This is a genomic window from Actinoplanes sp. NPDC049598, assembly GCF_040675435.1.
Classification (GTDB): domain Bacteria; phylum Actinomycetota; class Actinomycetes; order Mycobacteriales; family Micromonosporaceae; genus Actinoplanes.
The window spans coordinates 346,381-367,174 of the sequence record NZ_JBFAOX010000001.1 but is presented as its reverse complement, the minus strand read 5'-3'; the positions used below and the strand labels follow the sequence as shown (position 1 = coordinate 367,174).

19 protein-coding genes are annotated in these 20,794 nt (G+C 72.2%); 12 read left to right on the top strand and 7 right to left on the bottom strand.

Features of this window, described 5'->3' with window-relative positions; translation table 11 throughout:
* Positions 1–45 precede the first annotated feature (45 nt).
* A complete protein-coding gene (locus tag AB0J66_RS01840) occupies positions 46–2,310 on the top strand; it encodes a rhamnogalacturonan lyase (protein ID WP_364654824.1) in 2,265 nt (754 codons plus the stop codon).
* Here the strand turns inward: AB0J66_RS01840 and AB0J66_RS01835 are convergent.
* Positions 2,268–2,822 carry a GNAT family N-acetyltransferase gene (locus tag AB0J66_RS01835; protein WP_364654823.1) on the bottom strand — a complete coding sequence of 185 codons (555 nt, stop codon included), beginning with the start codon at positions 2,820–2,822 and terminating at the stop codon, positions 2,268–2,270. The genes AB0J66_RS01840 and AB0J66_RS01835 overlap by 43 nt on opposite strands.
* Positions 2,823–2,948: 126 nt before the next feature.
* Between AB0J66_RS01835 and aroA the strand changes: the two genes are divergently transcribed.
* Both aroA and AB0J66_RS01825 read left to right on the top strand, forming a co-directional pair.
* The gene (gene aroA, locus AB0J66_RS01830; protein WP_364654821.1) at positions 2,949–4,202 is read left to right on the top strand and encodes a 3-phosphoshikimate 1-carboxyvinyltransferase; all 1,254 of its coding nucleotides are present in this window, start codon (positions 2,949–2,951) and stop codon (positions 4,200–4,202) included.
* A 62-nt stretch (positions 4,203–4,264) separates the two neighbouring features.
* A complete protein-coding gene (locus AB0J66_RS01825) occupies positions 4,265–5,155 on the top strand; it encodes an SAM-dependent methyltransferase (protein ID WP_364654820.1) in 891 nt (296 codons plus the stop codon).
* Positions 5,156–5,188: 33 nt separating this feature from the next.
* Here the strand turns inward: AB0J66_RS01825 and AB0J66_RS01820 are convergent, their stop codons facing one another.
* A complete protein-coding gene (locus AB0J66_RS01820; RefSeq protein ID WP_364654818.1) occupies positions 5,189–6,550 on the bottom strand; it encodes a TrpB-like pyridoxal phosphate-dependent enzyme in 1,362 nt (453 codons plus the stop codon).
* A gap of 512 nt (positions 6,551–7,062) precedes the next feature.
* Here AB0J66_RS01820 and AB0J66_RS01815 point away from each other — a divergent pair.
* The 4 genes from AB0J66_RS01815 to AB0J66_RS01800 all read left to right on the top strand — a co-directional run bounded on the left by AB0J66_RS01815 (position 7,063) and on the right by AB0J66_RS01800 (position 11,788).
* Positions 7,063–7,518, top strand: a complete 456-nt coding sequence (locus AB0J66_RS01815) for a DUF6082 family protein (protein ID WP_364654817.1) — start codon at positions 7,063–7,065, stop codon at positions 7,516–7,518.
* A 70-nt stretch (positions 7,519–7,588) separates the two neighbouring features.
* Entirely contained in the window at positions 7,589–7,927 is a 339-nt protein-coding gene (locus AB0J66_RS01810) for a hypothetical protein (protein WP_364654815.1), read from the top strand.
* The gene (locus tag AB0J66_RS01805; protein WP_364654814.1) at positions 7,924–11,094 is read left to right on the top strand and encodes a caspase family protein; all 3,171 of its coding nucleotides are present in this window, start codon (positions 7,924–7,926) and stop codon (positions 11,092–11,094) included. Before AB0J66_RS01810 ends, AB0J66_RS01805 begins: the two co-directional genes overlap by 4 nt.
* 22 nt (positions 11,095–11,116) lie before the next feature.
* On the top strand, positions 11,117–11,788 hold the full coding sequence (locus AB0J66_RS01800) for a carbonic anhydrase (protein ID WP_364654812.1): 672 nt from the start codon (positions 11,117–11,119) through the stop codon (positions 11,786–11,788).
* Here AB0J66_RS01800 and AB0J66_RS01795 read toward each other — a convergent pair.
* On the bottom strand, positions 11,772–12,137 hold the full coding sequence (locus AB0J66_RS01795; RefSeq protein WP_364654810.1) for a helix-turn-helix domain-containing protein: 366 nt from the start codon (positions 12,135–12,137) through the stop codon (positions 11,772–11,774). The genes AB0J66_RS01800 and AB0J66_RS01795 overlap by 17 nt on opposite strands.
* A gap of 74 nt (positions 12,138–12,211) precedes the next feature.
* Here AB0J66_RS01795 and AB0J66_RS01790 point away from each other — a divergent pair, with 74 nt between their 5' ends.
* Entirely contained in the window at positions 12,212–13,174 is a 963-nt protein-coding gene (locus tag AB0J66_RS01790; protein WP_364654809.1) for a zinc-binding alcohol dehydrogenase family protein, read from the top strand.
* A gap of 20 nt (positions 13,175–13,194) precedes the next feature.
* Here AB0J66_RS01790 and AB0J66_RS01785 read toward each other — a convergent pair whose 3' ends face one another.
* From AB0J66_RS01785 to AB0J66_RS01775, 3 genes are read right to left on the bottom strand one after another with little or no spacing between them, the layout of a single operon-like run.
* Positions 13,195–15,117, bottom strand: coding sequence for a TPM domain-containing protein (locus tag AB0J66_RS01785; protein WP_364654807.1), 1,923 nt, complete (start codon positions 15,115–15,117; stop codon positions 13,195–13,197).
* 9 nt (positions 15,118–15,126) lie between these two features.
* On the bottom strand, positions 15,127–15,708 hold the full coding sequence (locus tag AB0J66_RS01780; RefSeq protein ID WP_364654806.1) for a hypothetical protein: 582 nt from the start codon (positions 15,706–15,708) through the stop codon (positions 15,127–15,129).
* Positions 15,705–16,223, bottom strand: a complete 519-nt coding sequence (locus tag AB0J66_RS01775) for a sigma-70 family RNA polymerase sigma factor (protein ID WP_364654804.1) — start codon at positions 16,221–16,223, stop codon at positions 15,705–15,707. Before AB0J66_RS01775 ends, AB0J66_RS01780 begins: the two co-directional genes overlap by 4 nt.
* Before the next feature lie 131 nt (positions 16,224–16,354).
* On the opposite strand from AB0J66_RS01775, the gene AB0J66_RS01770 reads away from it, so the two are divergent.
* Both AB0J66_RS01770 and AB0J66_RS01765 read left to right on the top strand, forming a co-directional pair.
* Positions 16,355–16,789, top strand: coding sequence for a response regulator transcription factor (locus AB0J66_RS01770; RefSeq protein ID WP_364654803.1), 435 nt, complete (start codon positions 16,355–16,357; stop codon positions 16,787–16,789).
* Between the two features lie 40 nt (positions 16,790–16,829).
* Positions 16,830–17,675, top strand: a complete 846-nt coding sequence (locus tag AB0J66_RS01765) for an SGNH/GDSL hydrolase family protein (RefSeq protein WP_364654801.1) — start codon at positions 16,830–16,832, stop codon at positions 17,673–17,675.
* Here AB0J66_RS01765 and AB0J66_RS01760 read toward each other — a convergent pair.
* Positions 17,665–18,882: an alpha/beta fold hydrolase gene (locus tag AB0J66_RS01760; RefSeq protein ID WP_364654800.1), complete on the bottom strand. Its 1,218-nt coding sequence runs from the start codon at positions 18,880–18,882 to the stop codon at positions 17,665–17,667. The genes AB0J66_RS01765 and AB0J66_RS01760 overlap by 11 nt on opposite strands.
* Before the next feature lie 85 nt (positions 18,883–18,967).
* Here AB0J66_RS01760 and AB0J66_RS01755 point away from each other — a divergent pair, with 85 nt between their 5' ends.
* Both AB0J66_RS01755 and AB0J66_RS01750 read left to right on the top strand, forming a co-directional pair.
* The gene (locus AB0J66_RS01755; RefSeq protein WP_364654798.1) at positions 18,968–19,777 is read left to right on the top strand and encodes an ABC transporter ATP-binding protein; all 810 of its coding nucleotides are present in this window, start codon (positions 18,968–18,970) and stop codon (positions 19,775–19,777) included.
* Positions 19,778–19,799: 22 nt separating this feature from the next.
* Positions 19,800–20,789 carry an iron-siderophore ABC transporter substrate-binding protein gene (locus AB0J66_RS01750; RefSeq protein WP_364654797.1) on the top strand — a complete coding sequence of 330 codons (990 nt, stop codon included), beginning with the start codon at positions 19,800–19,802 and terminating at the stop codon, positions 20,787–20,789.
* Positions 20,790–20,794: the final 5 nt, after the last annotated feature.

Here is a 20,794-nt window from a genome sequence, read left to right as displayed (position 1 = left end):
TGCAGACTCTCCGAGGTAAGCGCTTACCTGACCCCGGAGACCGCCATGACCACACGCTTGGCGTACGTCGCAGTGCTGCTCCTGACCGCCGCCCCCGCCCTGTCGGCGACCTCGGCCCAGGCGGGCGCGGCCGAAGTGGGCGCGGCCGAAGTGGGCGCGGGCCGGCCGGCCATGGAGCGCCTGGATCGCGGCCTGGTCGTCGCGTCGACCGGCGAGGGTCGTTTCCTCAGCTGGCGCCTGCTCGCCCACGAGCGTGGGGCCTTCGACGTCTACCGCGACGGCCGCCGGATCGCGACGGTCTCCGACAGCACGAACTACCTGGACCGCACCGGCTCGCCGACCGCGCGTTACCGCATCGCGCGGGCCGGCTCGGCGGCCGGGCCCACCGTGTCGATGACCGCGACCGCGGCCGGCGAGGCCGCCTACTACGACCTGCCGCTGCGCAAGCCGGCGGGCGGCGTCACCCCGGCCGGCGAGGCCTACACCTACTCGGCCAACGACATGAGCGTCGGCGACGTGGACGGTGACGGCCAGTACGAGTACGTCGTCAAGTGGGACCCCTCGAACTCGAAGGACGTCTCACAGGCCGGCTACACGGGCCCGGTCTACATCGACACGTACGAGCTCAATGGCACCCTGCGCCACCGCATCGACCTCGGCGTCAACATCCGGGCGGGCGCGCATTACACCCAGTTCCTCGTCTACGACTTCGACGGCGACGGCCGCTCCGAGATGATGTTCAAGACCGCCCCCGGCACGAAGATCATCCGCTACGCGCCGGACGGCCGTGTCGTCTCGGAGCGCTACATCACCATGCCCCGGGCCGACGTGCGCGCGGGCTACGCGAACACCGACGATTACCGGCTCAGCGCGGCCGGCTACTACGAGCACCTGGTCGAGCTTTTCCAGGGCTGGCACGCGCACCCCGAGGTGGTGGCCGGCCGGTGGCCCGCGACCCTCGAGCAGGCGTTCGGCCTTGAGCCGCGTTACACCTATCCGCTGAGCCGGGCCGACGCGACCGCGCTGGTCGACTACTTCGTCGACGTCTACGCCCCGGCCCGCAGCACCCGCAACAACCTGCGGGCGTTCGAGGGCTTCATCGTCGACGGCCCGGAGTACCTGACCGTCTTCGAGGGCGCGACCGGCCGGGAGCTGCAGACCGTCCCCTACAAACCGGGCCGGCACGACGACGGCCTGATGTGGGGCGATTACGCGATGCCACGCATCGAGCCCGGCAACCGGGTCGACCGCTTCCTCTCCGGCGTGGCCTACCTGGACGGCCGCCGCCCCTCGGCCGTCTTCGCCCGCGGCTATTACACCCGGTCGACGCTGGTCGCCTACGGCTGGGACGGACGGCGGCTCACCGAGAACTGGTACGCCGACAGCGGCTGGACCCCCATGACGAATCCCTTCAACGACACCCCGCACGGGCGGGACGGCGCCAACCCCGATTTCGCGACGCTGACCACGCAGGGTTTCCACTCGCTGAGCGCGGCCGACGTGGACGGCGACGGCCGGCAGGAGATCGTTTACGGCTCGGCCACCATCGACGACGACGGGAGCCTGCTCTACTCCTCGTTCGGCGCGCTCCCCGAGGGCAGCGCCGCGCCCGGCCAGCGGGTACGGCTCGGCCACGGCGACGCGATGCACGTGACCGACATCGACCCGGACCGCCCCGGACTCGAGATCTTCACCGTGCACGAGAACGCGACGCTCGCCCCGTACGGCATGGCCATGCGCGACGCGCGGACCGGCGAGGTGCTCTTCGGCGCCTACTCCGGGCGGGACACCGGCCGCGGCATGATCGGCGACGTGCTGCCCGGCACGCGCGGGCTCGAGTCGTGGGCCAGCATGCCCGGCGGCTCCGAGGCCCTGGGCGTGCACACCGCGACCGGCCAGGTCGTGCCCGGCCCGATCCCCGGCACCAACCAGAGCATCCACTGGGCGGCCGACGGCTCCACCCAGATCCTCAACGGCGCCCTCGACGTGACGCCCACGATCGACGACTGGCAGCGCGGCCGCCTGCTGACCGCCGAGGGCACACTGACCAACAACGGCACGAAGGGCAACGCCGGCCTGATCGCCGACGTCCTCGGCGACTGGCGCGAGGAGCTGCTGCTGCGCACCGCCGACAGCTCGGCCATCCGCATCCACCTGAGCACCGAGGTCGCGCACCACAGACTCACCACCCTGATGAACGACCCGCAGTACCGGGCCGAGGTCGCCCGTCAGCAGACCACCTACAACCAGCCGTCCTACCCGGGCTTCTACCTGGCGGCCGATCGCGACTGGTCGTCGCCGGGCGCCTGACCGGGGCCGACCGCGCGGCGCATGGTGACGCGCGGCCAGCGGTCGAGCCCGATCGACGCCTCGTGCTCGCGGACCGCCCGCAGGCCTGGGGTGAGCGCGGCGGCGTCCAGCACGACGAACCCGCGGCGGCGGTAGTACGGCGCGTTCCACGGCACCTCGGCGAACGTCGTGAGCGTCACCGCGGGCGCGCCGGCCTCCACCGCGTACTGCTCCGCGCGCTCCAGCAGGCGCCGGCCGACGCCTTGGCCTTGATGGCTCGGATGGACGGTCACCTGCTCGACGTGGACGTCACCGTCGACCGGACGGGCCAGCAGATAGCCGATCGGGGCGTCCCACTCGTCGACGGCCACCCAGGCCCGCCCGGCCCGCTGATAGTGCGCGAGCACCTCGAGCGGGGGCGGGTCGTCGTCGGCGATCGCGGCCATGCCGAGGGAACGGAAGCTCTCACCCGCGGCGCGCTCGATCTCCTGCAGCTGCGGGAGATCGGACGGAAGCGCTGTCCTGATTCGCATCGGGTCATTGTGGCGGCCCGGCGAAGATCATCGGAGTTATCCACATTAGCTCCAAGATCGCGGCGGTTATCCACAGGCTGGAAATTCCTTCGGCGCGGCCGGGGCCCGTCCCGCAAGAATGGGCGCGTGACCGAATCTCGCGCCGTCAAGCCGCTCAGCCGTCCCCTCCACGCCGTCGTCCGCCCGCCGGGCTCCAAGAGCATCACCAACCGCGCCCTGCTCTGCGCCGCCCTCGCGCCGGGCTCGTCCACGCTCACGGGCGCCCTGTTCGCCGACGACACCCGCGCCATGATGGACGCGGTGGTCGCGCTGGGCGCGTCCGTCACCGTCGACCCCTCTTACCGTACGGTTTCGGTGGTCGGCGGCCGCGCAACGGCGCCACAGGCCATCGTCGACGCGCGGCAGTCCGGCACGACGTCGCGCTTCATCCTGCCGGCGGCCGCCCTGTCCGGCGTACGGACGGTGGTCGACGGCACGGCTCAGCTGCGGGCCCGGCCGTTCGGTCCCGTGCTCGAGGCGCTGCGCCAGGTCGGGGCCAAGGTCGAGGAGCTCGGCGAGCCCGGCTTCCTGCCGGCCGCCGTGAGCGGCCCCATGCACGGCGGCCCGGTCCACGTCAGCGGCCACATCTCCAGCCAGTTCCTCTCCGGGCTGCTGATGGCCGGCCCGCTCATGCGCGACGGGCTCGAGGTGTCGCTGACCTCCGAGCTCGTCTCGGTGCCGTATGTCGAGATGACCAAGGCGGTGATGGCGGCCTTCGGCGTAACCGTGGAGGGCCTGAGCGTGCGCCCCGGCTCATACCAGCCCCGCACGTACGACATCGAGCCCGACGCGAGCGCGGCCTCCTACTTCCTCGGCGCGGCCGCGGTCGCGGGCGGCCGGGTCACCGTGAGCGGCCTCGGCACGGGCAGCCTGCAGGGCGACGTGCGCTTCGCCGACGTGCTGGAGCGGATGGGCGCGACCGTGACCCGGGCGCCTGATTCGCTGACGGTGGCCGCCTCCGGTCCGCTGCACGGCGTCGACGTCGACATGGCCGACATCTCCGACACGGCCCAGACGCTGGCCGCCGTCGCGGTCTTCGCCGACTCGCCGACCCGGGTCCGGGGCATCGGCTTCATCCGCGGCAAGGAGACCGACCGGATCCGGGCCGTGGTGACCGAGCTGCGCCGGGCCGGCATCGACGCCGTGGAGGACGAGGACGGCTTCACCGTCAACCCGGGCGTGCCCCGGCCCACGGCGTTCGAGACCTACGAGGACCACCGCATGGCGATGAGCCTGTCCCTGCTCGGCCTGCGCACGCCCGGCATCGAGATCCTCGACCCGGGCTGCGTGGCCAAGACCTACCCCGACTTCTTCGCCGACCTCGACGCCCTCCGGAGCTGATGACATCCGTCATCGGCCCGCCGTCGGCGGCGCGGCTACGGTCGATCGACGGGGAGGGAGCCATGTCGCAGACGCTGCCGGCCAGCCGGACCGCGGTGCAGGTGTGCCAGGGGCGCGCGGCCGCTGACGGGCTGATCGCGGTCGGGCGGTTCGCCGATCCGACGGCCATGGCGCTGCTGTTGCCCGGTGAGCGCGAGGTTGTTCGGTGGGTGCGGGCGGCTGCCGTGCCCCAGGGCTGGTCGGATCGGATCGACTACGAGTCGATCCGGGCCACGGCCGAGCTGATGGCGCCGCGGACGGTCTTCATCGACGACGCGGTGCGGGAGCAGCCGAGCCCGCAGGTGGTGATTCTCGGGGCGGGACTGGACGGGCGGGCCTGGCGGATGCCCGAGCTGGCCGCGGCGGCCGTGTTCGAGGTCGACCAGCCGGCCTCGCAGGCGGACAAGCGCCGCCGGGCCGCGGAGCTGGCAAGCGTGGCGGGGCTGCCGGGAAGGGCGCCGGTGTTCGTGCCGGTCGACTTCGGGCGCGATCGGCTCGGTGACGCGCTGGTGGCGGCGGGGCACCGGGCCGAGCTGGCCACGACGTGGATCTGGGAGGGTGTGGTGCCTTACCTGACCGAGGCCCAGGTGGCGACGACCGTGGCGGCGGTGGCGGGCAGCTCCGCGCCGGGCAGCCGGCTGGTGGTCAACTTCCAGGCGCCGGCGGCGTCGGCCAAGGTGGGCCGGTTCGTGGCGCGTCTGCTGATGGCCTCGACCGGCCGCCGGAGCGTCTGGGCCCGGGAACCGTGGCGGTCGACGTGGACGCCGCCCGCCATGACCGCCCTGCTCGCCGCCCACGGCTACACCGTCACCCGGCACGAGCCGCTCACCGCCACCGCCGCCGCTTTGGGCATCCCCGTCCACCACCGCGCCTCCCTCGCCCAGAGCCACGTCCTGATCGCCGACCGAACATGAGCCCGGCGCCGAATCGGCGCCGGGCGCGGATGGTCAGGCGGGCACGGAAGGGAGGCTGGCGATGGCCTGTTTGACGGCGTCGGTGGAGAGTTCGTGGTCGACCATGTCGCCGGCCAGGTAGCGGCTGTAGGCGGGGAGGTCCAGGTGGCCGTGGCCGCACAGGGCGGTGAGGATGACCTTTTCCTCGCCGGTCTCCTTGCAGCGCAGGGCCTCCTCGATGCAGGCGGCCAGGGCGTGGGTCGGCTCGGGGGCCGGGATGATGCCCTCGGTGCGGGCGAACTGGACGCCGGCCTCGAAGCATTCGCGTTGATCCTTGGCGACCGCTTCGATGAGGCCGAGCTCGTAGACGTGCGAGATGAGCGGGGACATGCCGTGGTAGCGCAGGCCGCCGGCGTGGATCGGGTCGGGGATGAAGTCGTGGCCCAGGGTGTGCATCTTCATCAGCGGGGTCATGCCGGCCGTGTCGCCGAAGTCGTAGGCGTAGACGCCCTTCGTCAGCGACGGGCAGGCGGCCGGCTCGACCGCGCGGATCACGGTGTCGAGGTTGCCGGCGAGCTTCTCGCGCAGGAACGGGAAGGCCAGGCCGGCGAAGTTCGAGCCGCCGCCGGTGCAGCCGACGATCACGTCCGGCGTCTCGTCCACCTTGGCCAGCTGCAGCAGCGCCTCCTCGCCGATCACCGTCTGGTGCAGCAGCACGTGGTTGAGCACGCTGCCCAGGGCGTAATTGGTGTCGGCGTTCTGCGCGGCCACCTCCACCGCCTCGCTGATCGCGATGCCCAGCGAGCCCGGCGAGTTCGGGTCCGCCTCCAAAATCCGCCGGCCGGCCGCCGTGAGGGGAGAGGGCGAAGGGTGGATGGTCCCGCCGAACGTCTCGATCATCATTTTGCGGTACGGCTTCTGGTCGTACGACGCCCGCACCTGCCAGATCTCGCACTCGATCCCGAACTGTCCGGCGGCGAAGGCCAGCGCTGTGCCCCATTGGCCGGCGCCGGTCTCGGTGGTGAGCCGGCGGATGCCCGCGGCCGCGTTGTAGAACGCCTGCGGCACGGCCGTGTTCGGCTTGTGCGAGCCGGCCGGCGACACCCCCTCGTATTTGTAGTAGATCTTGGCGGGGGTGCCGAGGGCCTTTTCGAGGCGGTGCGCGCGGAACAGTGGCGACGGCCGCCACAAGCGGTAGACCTCGAGCACCTCGTCGGGGATCGGCACGTAGCGCTCGGTCGTCACCTCCTGCTCGATCAGCGCCATCGGGAACAGCGGGGCCAGGTCGCCGGGGCCGACCGGCTGCAGGGTGCCGGGATGCAGCACCGGTGGTGGCGGGCTGGGCAGGTCGGGCACGAGGTTGTACCAGTTCCGCGGCATCTCCGACTCGGACAGCAGGATCTTCGTGGCGGTCATGCCCGGATTCTTCCCGGCGGCGCCCGTTCTCAGTAGACCTGATCACGGGATGGACTCATTCGAGACCTTGTTTACCTATAGTGCTTGGCCAGTGACGTTGGGTTATGATGAACTAGCCTCGAAGGCTACGCCTCGGAAGTCCCTTAAGCGCACTATGCGCACTTCGCCATTATCCCCGGCTTTCGGTTACCGGAACGGACCTCCGGTGTGACACCGCCGCCCAACATGTGTCCGGTGTGTCCACAGTGGAAGCCAAGAGGCGTTCGGCATGAGCTGGGTGTCGGCCAGCCGACAGTGTCCGGTCCGCGCACGCTCCGTACACGATCGGGCACTTGACTGCCGAAGGCTAGTCAGGCCGAGGGGGACGGACAGCAAGTGCGACTCCGCCTTGTGAAGGCCTTCGATCACGTGAGAGTTTTCGTCGAGGCCCCCCAGCCGTGGTTCGCCGTTCGTGTCAGCCGGAAGCCCGGACTGCGTGATCCACACGGCGCCCGAACGAACAGAGAGTCGAGATGATCGATCTACCGACAATCGCGTCGATCGCCGCACTGCTGGCCGTGGCGATCTTCCTCGCGGCCCAGCAGCAGCAGACCCGCGCCGCGCAGATGACCGACATCCGCGAACGGCACTTCGAACTGATCAAGCTGATGCTGGATCATCCCGAGCTGGACTACAACGCCACCGACCGGCCGGCCGGCGACGAGCGGATGAACGCCATCGGCATGAGCATCTGGGTGGCGCACTGGAACACGCTGTGGCACATGGGACAGATGGACGAGAAGGCGCTGCGCTTCAACCTCGCCGACCTGTTCCGCAAGTCCGAGGCGCAGAAATGGTGGACCGAGGTCGGCGACGGCTGGTCGTCCAAGGCCAACCGGCGTGAACGCCGCTTCATCACGATCGTGACCGAGGAGTGCCTGGCCGCCGCGGCCAGCAACCGCTCCGTCGCGCCCGCCAGCGCGAGATAACCACTCGGTCGAGTGCACGGGTTGCCCTCTCGGAGCACCATGGTCCGAAACCGGCACGAGAGGGCGGCCCATGCTGATCCAGATCACCTCCAGCGACGACCCGAGCCTGCACAGCCTGGCCGAGTGGTTGAGCGACGACGACCACGAGGCGTCGCTCGGCTCGACCGGCACGCGGCCGGGCGCGCAGAGCCCGCTCGACGTGATCGACGTGATCGTCAGCAGCACGACCGCGATCGCCTCGCTGGTGCTGTCGTACGCCCAGTGGCGCAAGTCGGCCGACCGCGAGGACGCCCCCGAGATCACCTTCAAGCACGGTGACGTCGAGATCACCGCCAAGGACGCCGACGAGGAGACCATCCACCGGATCCTCAACGCGATCAACGACGGCGACACCGACGGGCGGTCGTGAACCTTCCCGATCCCGCCCGCTCCCGGGCGGTCCTGATCGGCACGGCGCACTTCGCCTCCATGGAGGACCTGCCCGCCGTCACGAACAATCTCACCCGGCTGGCCCAGCTGCTGCGCGACGAGCGAGTCTGGGGCCTGCCCGAGGAACACGTCGTGGTGGTGCCCGAGCCGAAGTCGCCCGGCGAGGCCCTGGAGGAGATCCACAAGGCGGCCTCGGCCGCGAGCGACACCCTGCTGGTCTACTACGCCGGTCACGGGCTCCTGGACGGCGGCGTCGACCTCCTTCTCGCGCTGCCCGAGACGGACCAGGCCAAGCCGTTCACCGCGATCAAGTTCGATGACGTACGCCGGCAGGTGCAGCGCTTCCACAAACGGTCGGCCAAAGTGATCATCCTGGACTGCTGTTACAGCGGTCGCGCCATGCCGGGCGGCATGGAGCCGGAGGGGCCGGCCGCCGGCCACCTGGCCAACCGGGCCGCCGTCGAGGGCAGCTACCTGCTGGTCGCGGCGGGCGAGACGAAGACGGCGCTGGCCCCGCCGGGCGAGACCTACACGGCGTTCACCGGCGAGCTCATCAAGATCCTGGAGGAGGGCATCGAGGACGCCCCCGACCTGATCAGCGTGGAGCAGATCTACTGGCGCATGCACGGCGAGCTGACCGCCAAACGCCGGCCGCTCCCCCACCAGCGCGCCCGCAACGCCGGCAACAAGATCGTGCTCAGCCGCAACCGCTGGACCGGCGCGGCCCCGACGACCCCGAAGCCGATCACCGAGCCCGCGGCCGAGCCGGAGCCGCTGCCCGATGCACACGACCTGCCGGCGTCACCGGGGGACCTTCGGATCGAGGTGGCCCGCTTACGCCATCAGGGCCCACCCGGCGCGGCCGAGGCCCTCCTGCGGGCAGTCGGCCGGCTGAAGCCGGACCAGGAGGTCGCCGGCATCCTGCTCGAGCTCGGCGCCGACACGCCCGGCGCGCCGGAGGGCGCTGACGTGGCGGCCGTGCTGGAAGGTGCGGCGGGCCGGCCGCTCGACGAAGTCCGGGGCATTCTGGAGCTGCTCGGTGAGCTGGACGAACGGCGGATCGCGGACTCGCTCCTGTTGAAGATCGCCCAGGGCTCGCCCGAGCGGACCGTGGAGTTCGTGGCCGGCCTGCATGGCCTCGGCGAGGACGGGGCCGAACTCGGCGACCGATTGCTGCGGCAGGCGGTGGCCCTCGACGCCGAGGGGCATCCCGCGCGCATCATCGCCTTGGTGACCGGGCTGTCCGTCCGTGATCTGCCGGGTCCGGCCGACGCGGCGATCCAGGAGGCCGGCCGCCGGCTGACCGGCGAGGACGCCGCGGCGGTGGCCGACACCCTGCTCGAGGCGGGGCGGGACAGCGAGGCGGCCCGGCTCTACGGCTCCGCCATCCCGGCCATCATGGACCGCGAGCCGGAGCAACTGGCGTCCATCGCGCTGCACCTCTGCCGGCAGAACTTGTTCGAGACGGCCGAACGTCTGGTGCTGGCCGCCGCCCGGCGCTCCGTCCCGGCCCGGGAGCAGGCGGCCCTGATCCGCGCCCTCGCCGGCGACGACGCCCTGCGGGCCGACTGCCGGCGCGTCCTCGTCGCCGAGCTGGGCCGGCTCGGTGACGACGGGATCCGGGCCATCGTCACCGAGCTGTGGCGCCAGGGCGGCGACGCGGTCGCGCTCTCGATCGCCGCCGCGGACGGGCGGCCGGTCGAGCGCCTGATCGGGCTGGTGGCCGACATCCGGGCCCAGGGCCGGGTGCGGGACACGTTCCGCCTGCTGGAGTGGGCCGCCGAGAACCGCTCGGCCGAGGATCTGACCACGCTGACGGCCACCCTGCCGGAGCCGCGCCGCACAGCGCTGATCGGGCGCTTGATCGACCACATTCCCGGCCCGCCTTCGGACGTGTTCGCAAGGTTCTTCGCCCTCGCCCGAGAAGCCGGCGACGACCGGGCCGCCGCGGTCGGGCGCAGTCTCGCGGCCCGCCCGGACGCCGAGTTCAGCCTGGTCATCGAGCAGCTTGCCGCCGCGGGCGAGGTCGATCTCGCCACCGAGCTGCTGAACGCCCGTCCCGTTCTCGGCGCCCTGACCGGTCCGGCCACGGATGACGACGGCGACCTCGACGACGCGCCGCCCGAGTGGTCCGTCGACCACACCGAAGCGGAGCGGCGCCGCGCCCTCATCCCGGTCCTGGCCGGGGTGCCCGCGCTGGCGACCCAGCTGATCGACGCGGTCGCGCAGGAACTCCGGTCGGATTGGAGCCTCCCGGCGCTTCCCCCCGAGTCGCTCGCGGTCGTCGTGCGGGCGTTCTACGACGCGGACGACAGCGAGGCCCTGGGCGTCCTGGAGGATCACCTGTCCTCGCTGGACGCGGCCGGGATCGAGGCGGTTCTCGCCGCCGTCACCCGGCACGGCGGACCGGAGACGGTGCGGCGGGTGCTGCAGGCGATCGGCGGCGGCGACCTCGGCCTGGCCACCGCGACGCTGGCGGCCCTCCCGCCCGAGCAGCGGGCCGACCTGATCACCTCGTTCCGCGCGTCGGCGCGTACCCCCGAGGTCTTCGCTCTTGGCTCCCGGCTTTGGAAAGAGGGTGCCACCGACGAGGCCCGGCTCGCGCTCGCGGGACGGCTGTTCCTGCCGATCGAGGAGGCCGGAGACCCGGTCGCCCTGGCCGTGGCCGAGTTGCTGCACCACACGTCGTACGGGCACGGATGGACCGCCGGATACCCGGTCGACCCGGACGTGGTGGCCGAGCTGGTCGACCGCGGGCAGCTCGACGAGGGCGGGACGTGCCTGCTGGTGCTGCGCTGGAACCTGTTCGCCCAGCGCAACCAGATCGTCTTCACCCCGGCCCAGGCCCGGCACTGGCAGCCCAGCGCGACCCGCGTCGACTACCGCGAGCTGGGCGCGCTGGGCGGCATCAACGCCCACGACCAGCAACTCACCTTCCGCTCGGCCGACGGCGACCTGCCGTTCCGCGGGTGGCAGCTGAGCTCGCCCGAGGAGGCCGCCGTGGTACGCGACCTGTTCCGCGCCATCCGCCGCATCGTCCGGCATTTCGAGCCGAGCCCGCTCCCCCCGCCGCCAAGCCCGCTGCCCCGGCTCGGCCGGGTCGCCGAGCAGGCACCGTGGCGACATCCGGGGCTACGAGGGCGCTGATTCACGACTACGATCGAGGCTTATGGATCTTTCTCGCCGCTCCCTGTTGATCTCGGGAGCCGTCGCCGGTCTGGTCGGGGCCACCGCCGCGCCCGCCGTCGCCTCGGAGACCGAAACCGACCCCCTCAAGCGCCTGCTCGCCGGCAACCGCCGTTTCGTGGCGGGTCACGCCCGGCATCTCGACCAGAGTCTGCGCCGCCTGCACGAGGTCGCGGCCGGGCAGCATCCGTTCGCCGTGACGATCGGGTGCGCCGATTCCCGCGTACCGCCGGAGGTCCTTTTCGATCAGGGTCTCGGGGACGTCTTCGACAACCGGGTGGCCGGCAACATCGTCGACGACCTGCTGCTGGGCAGCATCGAGTTCGCGGTGGAGGAGTTCGGCAGCCCGCTGATCGTGGTGCTCGGGCACGAGCGGTGCGGCGCGATCAGCGCGACGGTCGACGCGATCGAGAGCGGCGGCCCCGCGCCCGGCCACATCGGCGCCATCGTGGAGGCGCTGCGCCCGATCGTCGAGCCGCTGATCGGCGGCCCGGGCGACGTGGTCGAGCAGGGCGTCCGGGCCAACGTGCTGGCCCAGGCGGCGGCGCTGACCGCGCGCAGCGAGCTGCTGGCCGAGCACGTCGCCGCGGGTGAGGTACGGATCGTGGGCGCGCGTTACGACCTGGACAGCGGGCGGGTCACGCTGCTCCGGTGAGGGCCGGGAATCGGTCGATGTTCGCCACCGCCCACTCCCGCAGGGCGGCCAGGGGCGCACACGCGTCCTCGCCGAGGGCGGTGAGCGAATATTCGACGTGCAGCGGCACGGACGGGTAGACCGTACGGTCGATCAAGCCCTGCTCCTCGAGCCGCCGCAGGGTGGCGGTGAGCACTTTCGGGCTCACGCCGTCGAGGCGGTCGCGCAGCGCGCCGAAGCGCCGCGGGCCGTCCTCGAGGGCGCCCAGGGCCAGGGCGCTCCACTTGTTGGCCAGCAGATCCAGCAGCTGGCGGCAGGGGCACGACGCGTCGTAGACGTCGTGCTGCCGGGTGCAGGCGTCGGTCTTCACGCCACCATCGTAGTACCCAAAGGGAACTAGGATCCCTTGCCGGTAACTAGGGCCATCGGAATAGCGTCACGGTCATGAGCGAAACGATGCGCGCGGTCGGCAGCCGCGACAATGCCCTGGAAGACCTGACGTTGCCCGTGCCCGAGCCGGGCGAGCACGACCTGCGGGTGCGGGTCGAGGCCGTCTCGGTCAACCCGGTCGACGTGAAGCTGCGGCGCGGTGGCGCCGAGCGGGTGCTCGGCTTCGACGCGGCCGGCGTCGTGGACCGGGTGGGTGCGGCGGTCACGCTTTTCCGCCCCGGCGACCAGGTGTGGTACGCGGGTTCGATCGCCCGGCCGGGCACCGACGCCGAGTTCCACCTCGTCGACGAGCGGATCGTGGGCCCGAAACCGGAGACGCTCGACTTCGCCGAGGCGGCCGCGCTGCCGCTGACGGTGCTGACCGCGTGGGAGGCGCTGTTCGACCGGCTGCGCCTCACGAGCGCCAGCACCGGCTCGATCCTCGTGCTGGGGGCGGCCGGCGGCGTCGGCTCGGTCCTGGTGCAGCTGGCCCGGCAGTTGACGGGTCTCGAGGTGATCGGCACGGCGTCGCGGCCGGAGTCGCGCCAGTACGTGCTCGACCGGGGCGCCCACCGGGTGGTCGACCACCACGGCGACCTGCGGGCCGCGCTGCCCGACGGCGTCGACTACGTCTTCAGCCCGCACTCGGCCGGCATGATCGAGACCTTCGCCGAGATCGTCCACCCGTACGGCGCGGTGGTCGCCATCGATGAACCGGACGGCCTGGACCTGCTGCCGCTGAAGTCGAAGAGCATCGCCTGGCACTGGGAGCTGATGTTCACGCGGTCGCTCTACGACCCCACGAGCCGGGCCCAGCACGACATCCTGCGCCAGGTGGCCGAGCTGGTCGACAAGGGCGTCCTGCACACCACGCTGACCGAGCGCATCGAGGGCATCGACGCGGCCGGCCTGCGCCGCGCCCACGAGATCGTCGAGTCCGGCTCCGCGATCGGCAAGGCCGTGGTGGTACGCCGCTGAGCTGCTCAAGCCCGGCCTGATCAGAAACGGCCGCCGCCGCCCCGGCGGCCGCCTCCGCTGCTGTGGCCGCCGCCGCCCGAATGCCGGCTGCTGCCGCCGAAGCCGCCGCGGGAGCGGCCCCCGCCGCCACCGCCGGCCAGGATGCCGCCGAGCACGGCACCCGCGAAGGCACCCGCGTCGAAGCCGCCCGGCTGGCGGTAGCCACCACCGCCACCCCACCCCTGCACGTCGACGCGGGCCGACTGGCCGGCCCGCGCGGCGAGCTGCTGAGCCTGCTGCGCCTCCGAGAGGGCCGCCACCGGGTCGGAGGCGGCCAGACTCTCGGCCAGGGCGAGGTGCCGTTGGGCCTCCGACAGCGCCGCCCGCGCCCCGTAGTCGACCGCACCCCGGCGGGTGGTGATGAAGTCATTCGCCGCGAACACCTCGGAGCGGGCCACCGGCAGCGCCTGCGCCAGCATGCTGCGCGCGTGCGCACCCCGTTCGGCCGCGTCCCGGGCAGCGGCCAGCGCCGCATCGAGCGCGGCGTCCGCGGCCTGCAGCCGGGCCACCGCGTCGACCGGGTCGGGGCGCGGCCCGGCCAGCGCCGCCCGCACCTCGGCCAGCACCTGCTCGCCGCCGGTGACCGCCGCGGCCAGTCCGGGCGGCACCTCTCCCCCGCCGCTCAGCGTGGCCCGGCCGGCCGCGGTCTCGGCGGTCACCTCGGCCAGCAGCCCGTCGGCCGCGGACCGGGCCGCGGGCAGCTCGGCGGCCGCCCGCTGGACGGCCTGAACCAGGTGGTCGGCCTGATCGACGGCCTGCTCGCCACCGCGTACGGCCAGGGCTGCCTCGGGGTTCTTGCCTTGAGCGAGAGCCTCGCGGGCCCGGCGGACGGCGTCGGTGGCGTAGGTGAGCCGCTCCCGGGCCTGATCGGCGTTGCCGGCGACCGCGGTGACCGCGCCGCCGGAGTAGCGGGTCTGCAGATCCTGCGCGGTCGCGGCGGCCCCGGTCAGGGACACCTCGATCAGGGTGCGGCGGCGGTCCACCTCGTCGGCCGCCTCGGCCGCCCGGCTCTCCAGGTCGCGCAGCCGGTCGAACGCGTCGGACTCGTCGTCCAGGCGCTTGTCGGCAACCTCGCACAGCGAGATGATCCGCTCCAGCGTGGCCCGGTCGCCGGGGCCGGGTGTGTCGCCGAGTGTCATCCGCAGCTGGAAGGCCTCGCCGACACCTTTGCGGGCCTCCTCGAGCGCGGCCCGGAACTGTTCGGTGGCGGGGGCGCCGTACTGCGCGGTGGCCAGGGCCAGCTCACGCTCGCTGGCCCGCAGGTCGTCGTCGAGCTCGATGAGCAGCGCGTTGGCCCGGCCGGACAGGTCGGCCACGGTCGGCCCGGCCGGAGCCGACGGGCCGGACGGGGCGGCCGCCCGGTGCCGGCGGCGCAGCAGCACCCAGGCCAGCCCGGCCACCACGACCAGGAAGATGATGATGCCCACCCAGACCAGCCCGCTGCTCGACCCGGCCGCGTCCTGATAGCCCTGAGCCGCGGCCACGACGGCGCCCGGCCAGTCGCCCCGCTGCAGCGCCGGTTCGATGTCCTTCTCGGCGACGTCGGCCAGCTCCTGGTCGGACAGACGGGAATCGTCGGGGAACGAGTACGCGTACGCCCGGTCCTGGGTCGCGATCGCCAGCAACGCGTCCCGGTCGCCGAGGTCGCTGAGCTCGGCCGTCCGGTCGGTCCAGCTCTGGGCGGCCGTGCCGTCGAACGAGTCGACGAGCACCACCCAGAGCTGGATCCCGGTCTTGTCCTGCAGCTCGCGCAGCGCGTCGTCGACCGGCGCCCGGTTGTCGATCGCGCCCGAGGCGTCGGTGACCTGGGTGGCGAGGCGTTGCGGGGCCTCGGCCCGGGCCGGTGACGCCACCAGCAGGGTGAGCACCAGGGCGAGCAGGGCGGGGACGGCACGGCGCGGCATGCCACCAACCTATGCGAACGCCTGGTCGTAGAGACCTTGGAGGCCCTCGGCGTCCGCCTCGCCGCTGTACCCGCAGATCAGCATGCTGCCCTCGGCGGACGCGACCAGGTAGTTCTTACCGGCCTCGAACTTGCCGCTGCCCATCATCTGCTCCGAGGAGTCGCCGGCCTGCGCGAGCTGGACCTGATCGGCCGCGGCGCCGCGGTAGACGTGGGTGACCCGCAGGGTGACCTGGCCGCCGGTCACGGCGGTGACCGTGCCGGCGAAGGCGAAGTCGGCCCGCCCGGCCAGCGTGGCCGCGGTCGGCTCGACGCATTTGGCCTGGATGCCCGGGGCGGTGAGCTGGACGGTGGCCATGGGCGGGGTCTCCTCGGTCTGCGGACGGAAGATCAGCCAGCCGACGCCGGCCGCGATCAGGACGAGGGCCGCGGCGGCCAGCGCGATCAGCGGGCGCCGGGGCCGTACGGCGGTGGTCGTGGTCGTGGTCATGGTCTCCTCCAGGAGCCGCGCAACTCGCGAAGGGGCCACCGGGTCCAGCTCCTGGGCCGGATCGGCGCGGCGCAGGCGCGCCCGCAGGTCGTCGTCGGTCATGGCCGGCTCCCCTCGGTCGACCCCTCATGTCCGGCCGGTGTCCCGGTCTTTCGCAACTCCTCCCGCAGCCTCTGTTTGGCCCGGTGCAGCCGGATCGAGGCCGCGTTGGCCGAGATGCCGAGCACCACGGCGATCTGCGGTGGCGCGAGATCCTCCCAGGCCCACAGCCGCAGCAGCTCGGCGTCGGCGTCGCGCAGCCGGGCCATCGCCCCGCCCAGGTCGTCGTCCGGCGGCGAGGGCCCGTCCACGGACGCCCGGGGTGGGTCTATTGCCGCTATCCGCGCGAACAGGCGAGCCTGGCGGCGCCGGCCCCGTTCGGCGTTGGCCAGACAATTGCGGGCCACGCCGTAGGCCCACGGCAGCGGGTCGCCGGGCATCTCGCCGAACCGGCGCCAGCACACGAGCAGCGTCTCGGAGAGCACGTCATCGGCGGTGGCGGGATCGGTGCGCCGCGCCAGATAACGTCGCACCGCCTCGATCAGGGCGGGGGCCAGCGCCTCGAACCGGGCGTTCACAGGGTCCACCCTCACACATGTCCGGAAACGGCCGACCACTTTCGCCGTCGATGCATGATCGCCGTCACTTCGCGCAATCCTCGGGCGTTGGGGCAACCGGAAGCGCGCTCGCCCCGTAGTTCATGGCGAGGATGATGAGGGGAGTCCCGTTGCGTACGGCCGGGAGTTGGGCGGTGGTGGAGACGATTCGCGCATTGATCGTCGACGACCAGACGGCGTTCCGTGAGGGGCTGCGGGCGCTGCTGGAGACGGCCGACGACATCGAGGTGGCCGACGGCGCCGCCAGCGGCGAGCAGGCGCTGATCATGGCGCCCCGCCTGCGGCCCGACGTGGTGCTGCTCGACCTGGACGTTCCGGGGATGGGCGCCGTCGCCGCGACCGAGCGGTTGCTGCAGCTCATGCCGCGTCTGCGGGTGCTCGTGCTGAGCACGACGGACGACGACGCGGTCTTCGCGGCCATGCGGGCCGGGGCCCGCGGGCACGTCTTCAAGGGTGCGCGCAAGGCCGAACTACTGCGGGCCGTACGCGCCGTGGCGGCGGGCGAATTGGTGCTGCCGGCACTGTAGAGTGTCCAAGTCGTCACTCTCGGTGAATCTTGGGGATCTGATGCGTCGCTGGCACGTGGTCGCGCTCGCCGTGCTCGGAGTGTTCGCCCTGGCCTGCGAGGAGGGCACGGGGGCGGCCGATCCGAAGCCGACCGGGGGCGCCTCGAAGTCGTACCCCTCCTCGATGGCCGCCCTGGGTGACTCGATCACCGCCGGGTTCGCGAGCTGCTTCGCGCTGATCGCCTGTGAGCGCCGTTCCTGGGCCACCGGCAGCGACTCCGCGGTGGACAGCCACTACCGGCGCATCCGGGACAAGAACTCGGCCATCAAGGGCCGGAACTACAACTACGCCGAGCCCGGCGCCCGCTCGGCCGACCTGGCCGGCCAGGCCAACGCGGCGGTCAAGTCCAAGGTCCAGTACGTCACGGTGCTGATCGGGGCCAACGACGCCTGCGCCGGCACCACCACGGGCATGACCAGCGTCGCCACCTTCCGCCAACGGGTCGACGCCGGGCTCGGCCGGCTCAAGAAGGGCCTGCCCAAGGCGCGGGTGCTCGTGGTGAGCATTCCCGACCTCTACCGGCTGTGGCAGGTGGGTCACTCCGACGAGCGGGCCGTACGCGCGTGGAACGGCGGCATCTGCCCCTCCCTGCTGGCCCGGCCCACCTCCACGGCGGAGGCCGACAACGACCGCCGGCGCCAGGTCGCCGCCCGGATCGACTCCTACAACGACGCGCTGGCCGACGCCTGCCGGGCGTACGGCAAGAAGTGCCGCTGGGACGGCGGCGAGGTGCACAGCGTGCGGTTCGACCTCGACCTGGTCAACCACATCGACTACTTCCACCCCAGCACCGAGGGCCAGGCGATGCTGGCCAAGGTGAGCTATCCCGGCCGGTTCACTTGGTGAAGGCGGCCATGTCCATGAGGTGGCCGAGCACATCCTCGCCCGAGGTGCGCAGGCCGTCGTGCTCGTGCTCGTTGGTGATCCAGGTGCGGACGTTGCCGACGGCGGCCGCGGTCTCCAGCGACAGGCCCATGTCGACGTACATGTCGTCGGCGTAGACGGCCGCGAAGACCGGCACCTCGTTGGCGGCCAGCACCGCGGTGTCGTAGAGCAGCGGCCAGTCGTCGACGGCGGCCAGGGTCTCGGCGGCCTCGGCGTAGGGCCGCAGCGACCGGATCTGCTCGAACATCCAGGGGTACATCATCTCGCCGGTGAACAGCAGCGGGTCGGCCCCGGCGGCGAATTCCTCGCGCTCGCGCAGTGCCCGGTCGGCGGCCCACGCCGTGGCGCCGGAGCCCTGGCCGTAGATGTACTCCTGCAAGGCGTACAGCGGCTGGCCGACGAATCCGGTGAGCTGCATGACCTCGTACAGGAAGGAGTCGGAGAACGCCTCCTCGAGCAGCCAGTGCAGCTGGGCGTAGCCGTAGCTCATGCCGAACGCGCTGCCCAGCACCCGGAACCGCTCGACGGTGAGCCGGTCACCGTCGGGCAGCCGGACGTCCTCGGCCGCCAGGCGGTCGGCGATCGCCCGGACCTTGGCCACGTCCTCGGGGAAGGCGCGGTAGTACTCGGCGTTCTTGGCCGCGACACGCGGGTAGGTGCGGGCGTACACCTCGTCGGCGGTGGCGGTCAGGCCCGGCAGGCCGCCGGTCACGTAGCTGGTCCGGATGCCGTGCGGGGCCTGGGAGAGGTACGTCATCGTGACGAACCCGCCGTAGCTCTGCCCCAGGGTGTCCCAGCGCTGCCCGCCGGCCAGCCGCGCTCGGAGAATCTCGCAGTCGGCGACGATGCTGTCGGCCCGGAAGTGCCGGATCCGGCCGGCGGCGGCCGGCGTCATCGGGGTGCTGCGGCCGGTGCCCCGCTGGTCGAGCAGCAGCACCCGGTGCGTCTTGACCGCGCGGGCGAGCCAGCCGCCGCTGCGCAGCGGCCGCGGCGACTTCCCACCCGGGCCGCCCTGCAGGAAGAGCAGCCAGGGCAGATCCTCGCGGGCCTGATCGGAGGCGACGACCTCACGGGCGAAGACCTCGATCGTCCCCTGGCCGGCGTCGCTGTGGTCCAGCGGCACGGTCACGGTGTGGTCGGTGAAGCGGAGCCCCGGGTGCGCGATCATCCGCCCACCCTACGCACATAGATGATCTTGGCTGGGTATGACCCGCGATTCGAGCCACGCTCGGATTTAGGTTAGCCTCACCTTCATGACCAGGGACGCGGCGCTCACCGGAGCCGATCTGACGCTCGCCTACGACGGCAGGACCGTTGTGCACGGCGCGGGCATCGAGTTGCGCGCGGGCACCGTCGTGGCCCTCGTCGGGCCCAACGGGTCCGGCAAGTCGACGCTGCTGCGCTCGCTGGCGCGGCTGCACACCCCCACCTCCGGCACGGTACAGCTGCAGGACAGCGACGCCTTCGCCCTGCGGCCGAAGGACTTCGCCCGGCGGGTCACCCTGCTCACCCAGTCACGGCCCACGCCGGGCGGGGTGTCCGTACGCGACGTGGTGACCTACGGCCGGCATCCGTACCGCGGCCGGTTCGGCTCGGGCGACCCCGACGGCCCGGCCCACGTGACCAAGGCGATGGCCATGACCGGCGTCGACGCCATGGCCGAGCGCGCCGTGGACGAGCTCTCCGGCGGCGAGCTGCAGCGCGTCTGGCTGGCCACCTGCCTGGCCCAGGACACCGGCGTGGTGCTGCTCGACGAGCCCACCACCTTCCTCGACCTGCGCTACCAGGTCGAGATCCTCGACATCGTCCGTGAGCTGGCCGACGACCACGGCGTCGCCGTCGGCGTCGTGCTGCACGACCTCGACCAGGCGGCCGCGGTCGCCGACCGGGTCGTGCTGATGTGCCAGGGCGTCGTGCGCGGCGACGGCCGCCCGGCCGAGGTGCTCACCGCCGACCTGCTCACCGACGTCTACGGCCTGCGCATCGAGGTGTCCGTCGGCGACGACGGCCACGTCCGTACCCGCCCCATCGGCCGGCACACCAGCCGGTCTCTCGCTTCCTGATCACGAAAGGGACCCCCTTCTGATGGCTCTCACCCGCCGCGCCTTCGCCGTCGGCGTAGCCGCTGTCCTCCTGACCGCTGCCTGCGGCACCACCGAGGAGCCGGCCGACGAGGCCGGCGCCCCGTCCGCTGCCGCCGCCAGCGGCCCGGTCGAGCTCACCGACGAGCGCGGCACCGTCAAGCTCGACGCCCCCGCCAAGAACGTGGTCTCGCTCGAGTGGGGACTGACGGAGAACCTGGTCGCCCTCGGCGTCAAGCCGGTCGGCCAGGCCGACGTGAAGGGCTACAACATCTGGGACAAGGCCGCCCCGATCGACGCCGCCACCCCGGACGTCGGTCAGCGCGGCGAGCCCAGCCTCGACTCGATCGTCGCCCTCAAGCCCGACCTGGTCGTCACCACCAGCGACCTGCCGGCCAACGTCATCGAGTCGATGGCCAAGCAGGTCCCGGTGCTCACGCTGCGCGGCTCGGACGGCAGCGACCCGATCGGCTACATGCGCAAGACGGTCAACACCCTCGCCCAGGCCACCGGCACCCAGGCCAAGGCCACCGAGCTGCTGGCCGGGTTCGACAGCAAGGTCGCGGCGGGCAAGGACGCGCTGGCCAAGGCGGGCAAGACCGGCGCCGCGTTCACCATGGCCGACGGCTGGGTCGACTCCGGCACCGTCTCGGTCCGGATGTACACGCCGAACTCCTTCCTCGGCGCCATCGCCGGCGAGCTCGGCCTGAAGAACCAGTGGACGACCGGCGGCGACAAGGACTACGGCCTGGCCCAGACCGACGTCGAGGGCCTCACCAAGATCAAGGACGCCTCGAGCACCTTCATCTACACCGCCAACGACGCCGACGGCGGCGACTTCACCGACGCGCTCAAGAGCAACGCGGTGTGGAAGCAACTCCCGTTCGTGACGGCCAACCACGTCAAGCGCGTCCCGGACGGCATCTGGACCTTCGGCGGCCCGGCCTCGGCCAACGTCTTCATCGACGCCCTCACCACCGCCCTGACCGCCTGATCCAC

Bases quoted from the DNA above. Each gene is read 5' to 3' on its own strand.
- AB0J66_RS01840 (WP_364654824.1), top strand. From the start codon at position 46: ATGACCACACGCTTGGCGTACGTCGCAGTGCTGCTCCTGACCGCCGCC.
- AB0J66_RS01835 (WP_364654823.1), bottom strand. From the start codon at position 2,822: ATGCGAATCAGGACAGCGCTTCCGTCCGATCTCCCGCAGCTGCAGGAG.
- AB0J66_RS01825 (WP_364654820.1), top strand. From the start codon at position 4,265: ATGTCGCAGACGCTGCCGGCCAGCCGGACCGCGGTGCAGGTGTGCCAG.
- AB0J66_RS01820 (WP_364654818.1), bottom strand. From the start codon at position 6,550: ATGACCGCCACGAAGATCCTGCTGTCCGAGTCGGAGATGCCGCGGAAC.
- AB0J66_RS01815 (WP_364654817.1), top strand. From the start codon at position 7,063: ATGATCGATCTACCGACAATCGCGTCGATCGCCGCACTGCTGGCCGTG.
- AB0J66_RS01810 (WP_364654815.1), top strand. From the start codon at position 7,589: ATGCTGATCCAGATCACCTCCAGCGACGACCCGAGCCTGCACAGCCTG.
- AB0J66_RS01800 (WP_364654812.1), top strand. From the start codon at position 11,117: ATGGATCTTTCTCGCCGCTCCCTGTTGATCTCGGGAGCCGTCGCCGGT.
- AB0J66_RS01790 (WP_364654809.1), top strand. From the start codon at position 12,212: ATGAGCGAAACGATGCGCGCGGTCGGCAGCCGCGACAATGCCCTGGAA.
- AB0J66_RS01785 (WP_364654807.1), bottom strand. From the start codon at position 15,117: ATGCCGCGCCGTGCCGTCCCCGCCCTGCTCGCCCTGGTGCTCACCCTG.
- AB0J66_RS01780 (WP_364654806.1), bottom strand. From the start codon at position 15,708: ATGACCGACGACGACCTGCGGGCGCGCCTGCGCCGCGCCGATCCGGCC.
- AB0J66_RS01770 (WP_364654803.1), top strand. From the start codon at position 16,355: ATGATGAGGGGAGTCCCGTTGCGTACGGCCGGGAGTTGGGCGGTGGTG.
- AB0J66_RS01765 (WP_364654801.1), top strand. From the start codon at position 16,830: ATGCGTCGCTGGCACGTGGTCGCGCTCGCCGTGCTCGGAGTGTTCGCC.
- AB0J66_RS01760 (WP_364654800.1), bottom strand. From the start codon at position 18,882: ATGATCGCGCACCCGGGGCTCCGCTTCACCGACCACACCGTGACCGTG.
- AB0J66_RS01755 (WP_364654798.1), top strand. From the start codon at position 18,968: ATGACCAGGGACGCGGCGCTCACCGGAGCCGATCTGACGCTCGCCTAC.
- AB0J66_RS01750 (WP_364654797.1), top strand. From the start codon at position 19,800: ATGGCTCTCACCCGCCGCGCCTTCGCCGTCGGCGTAGCCGCTGTCCTC.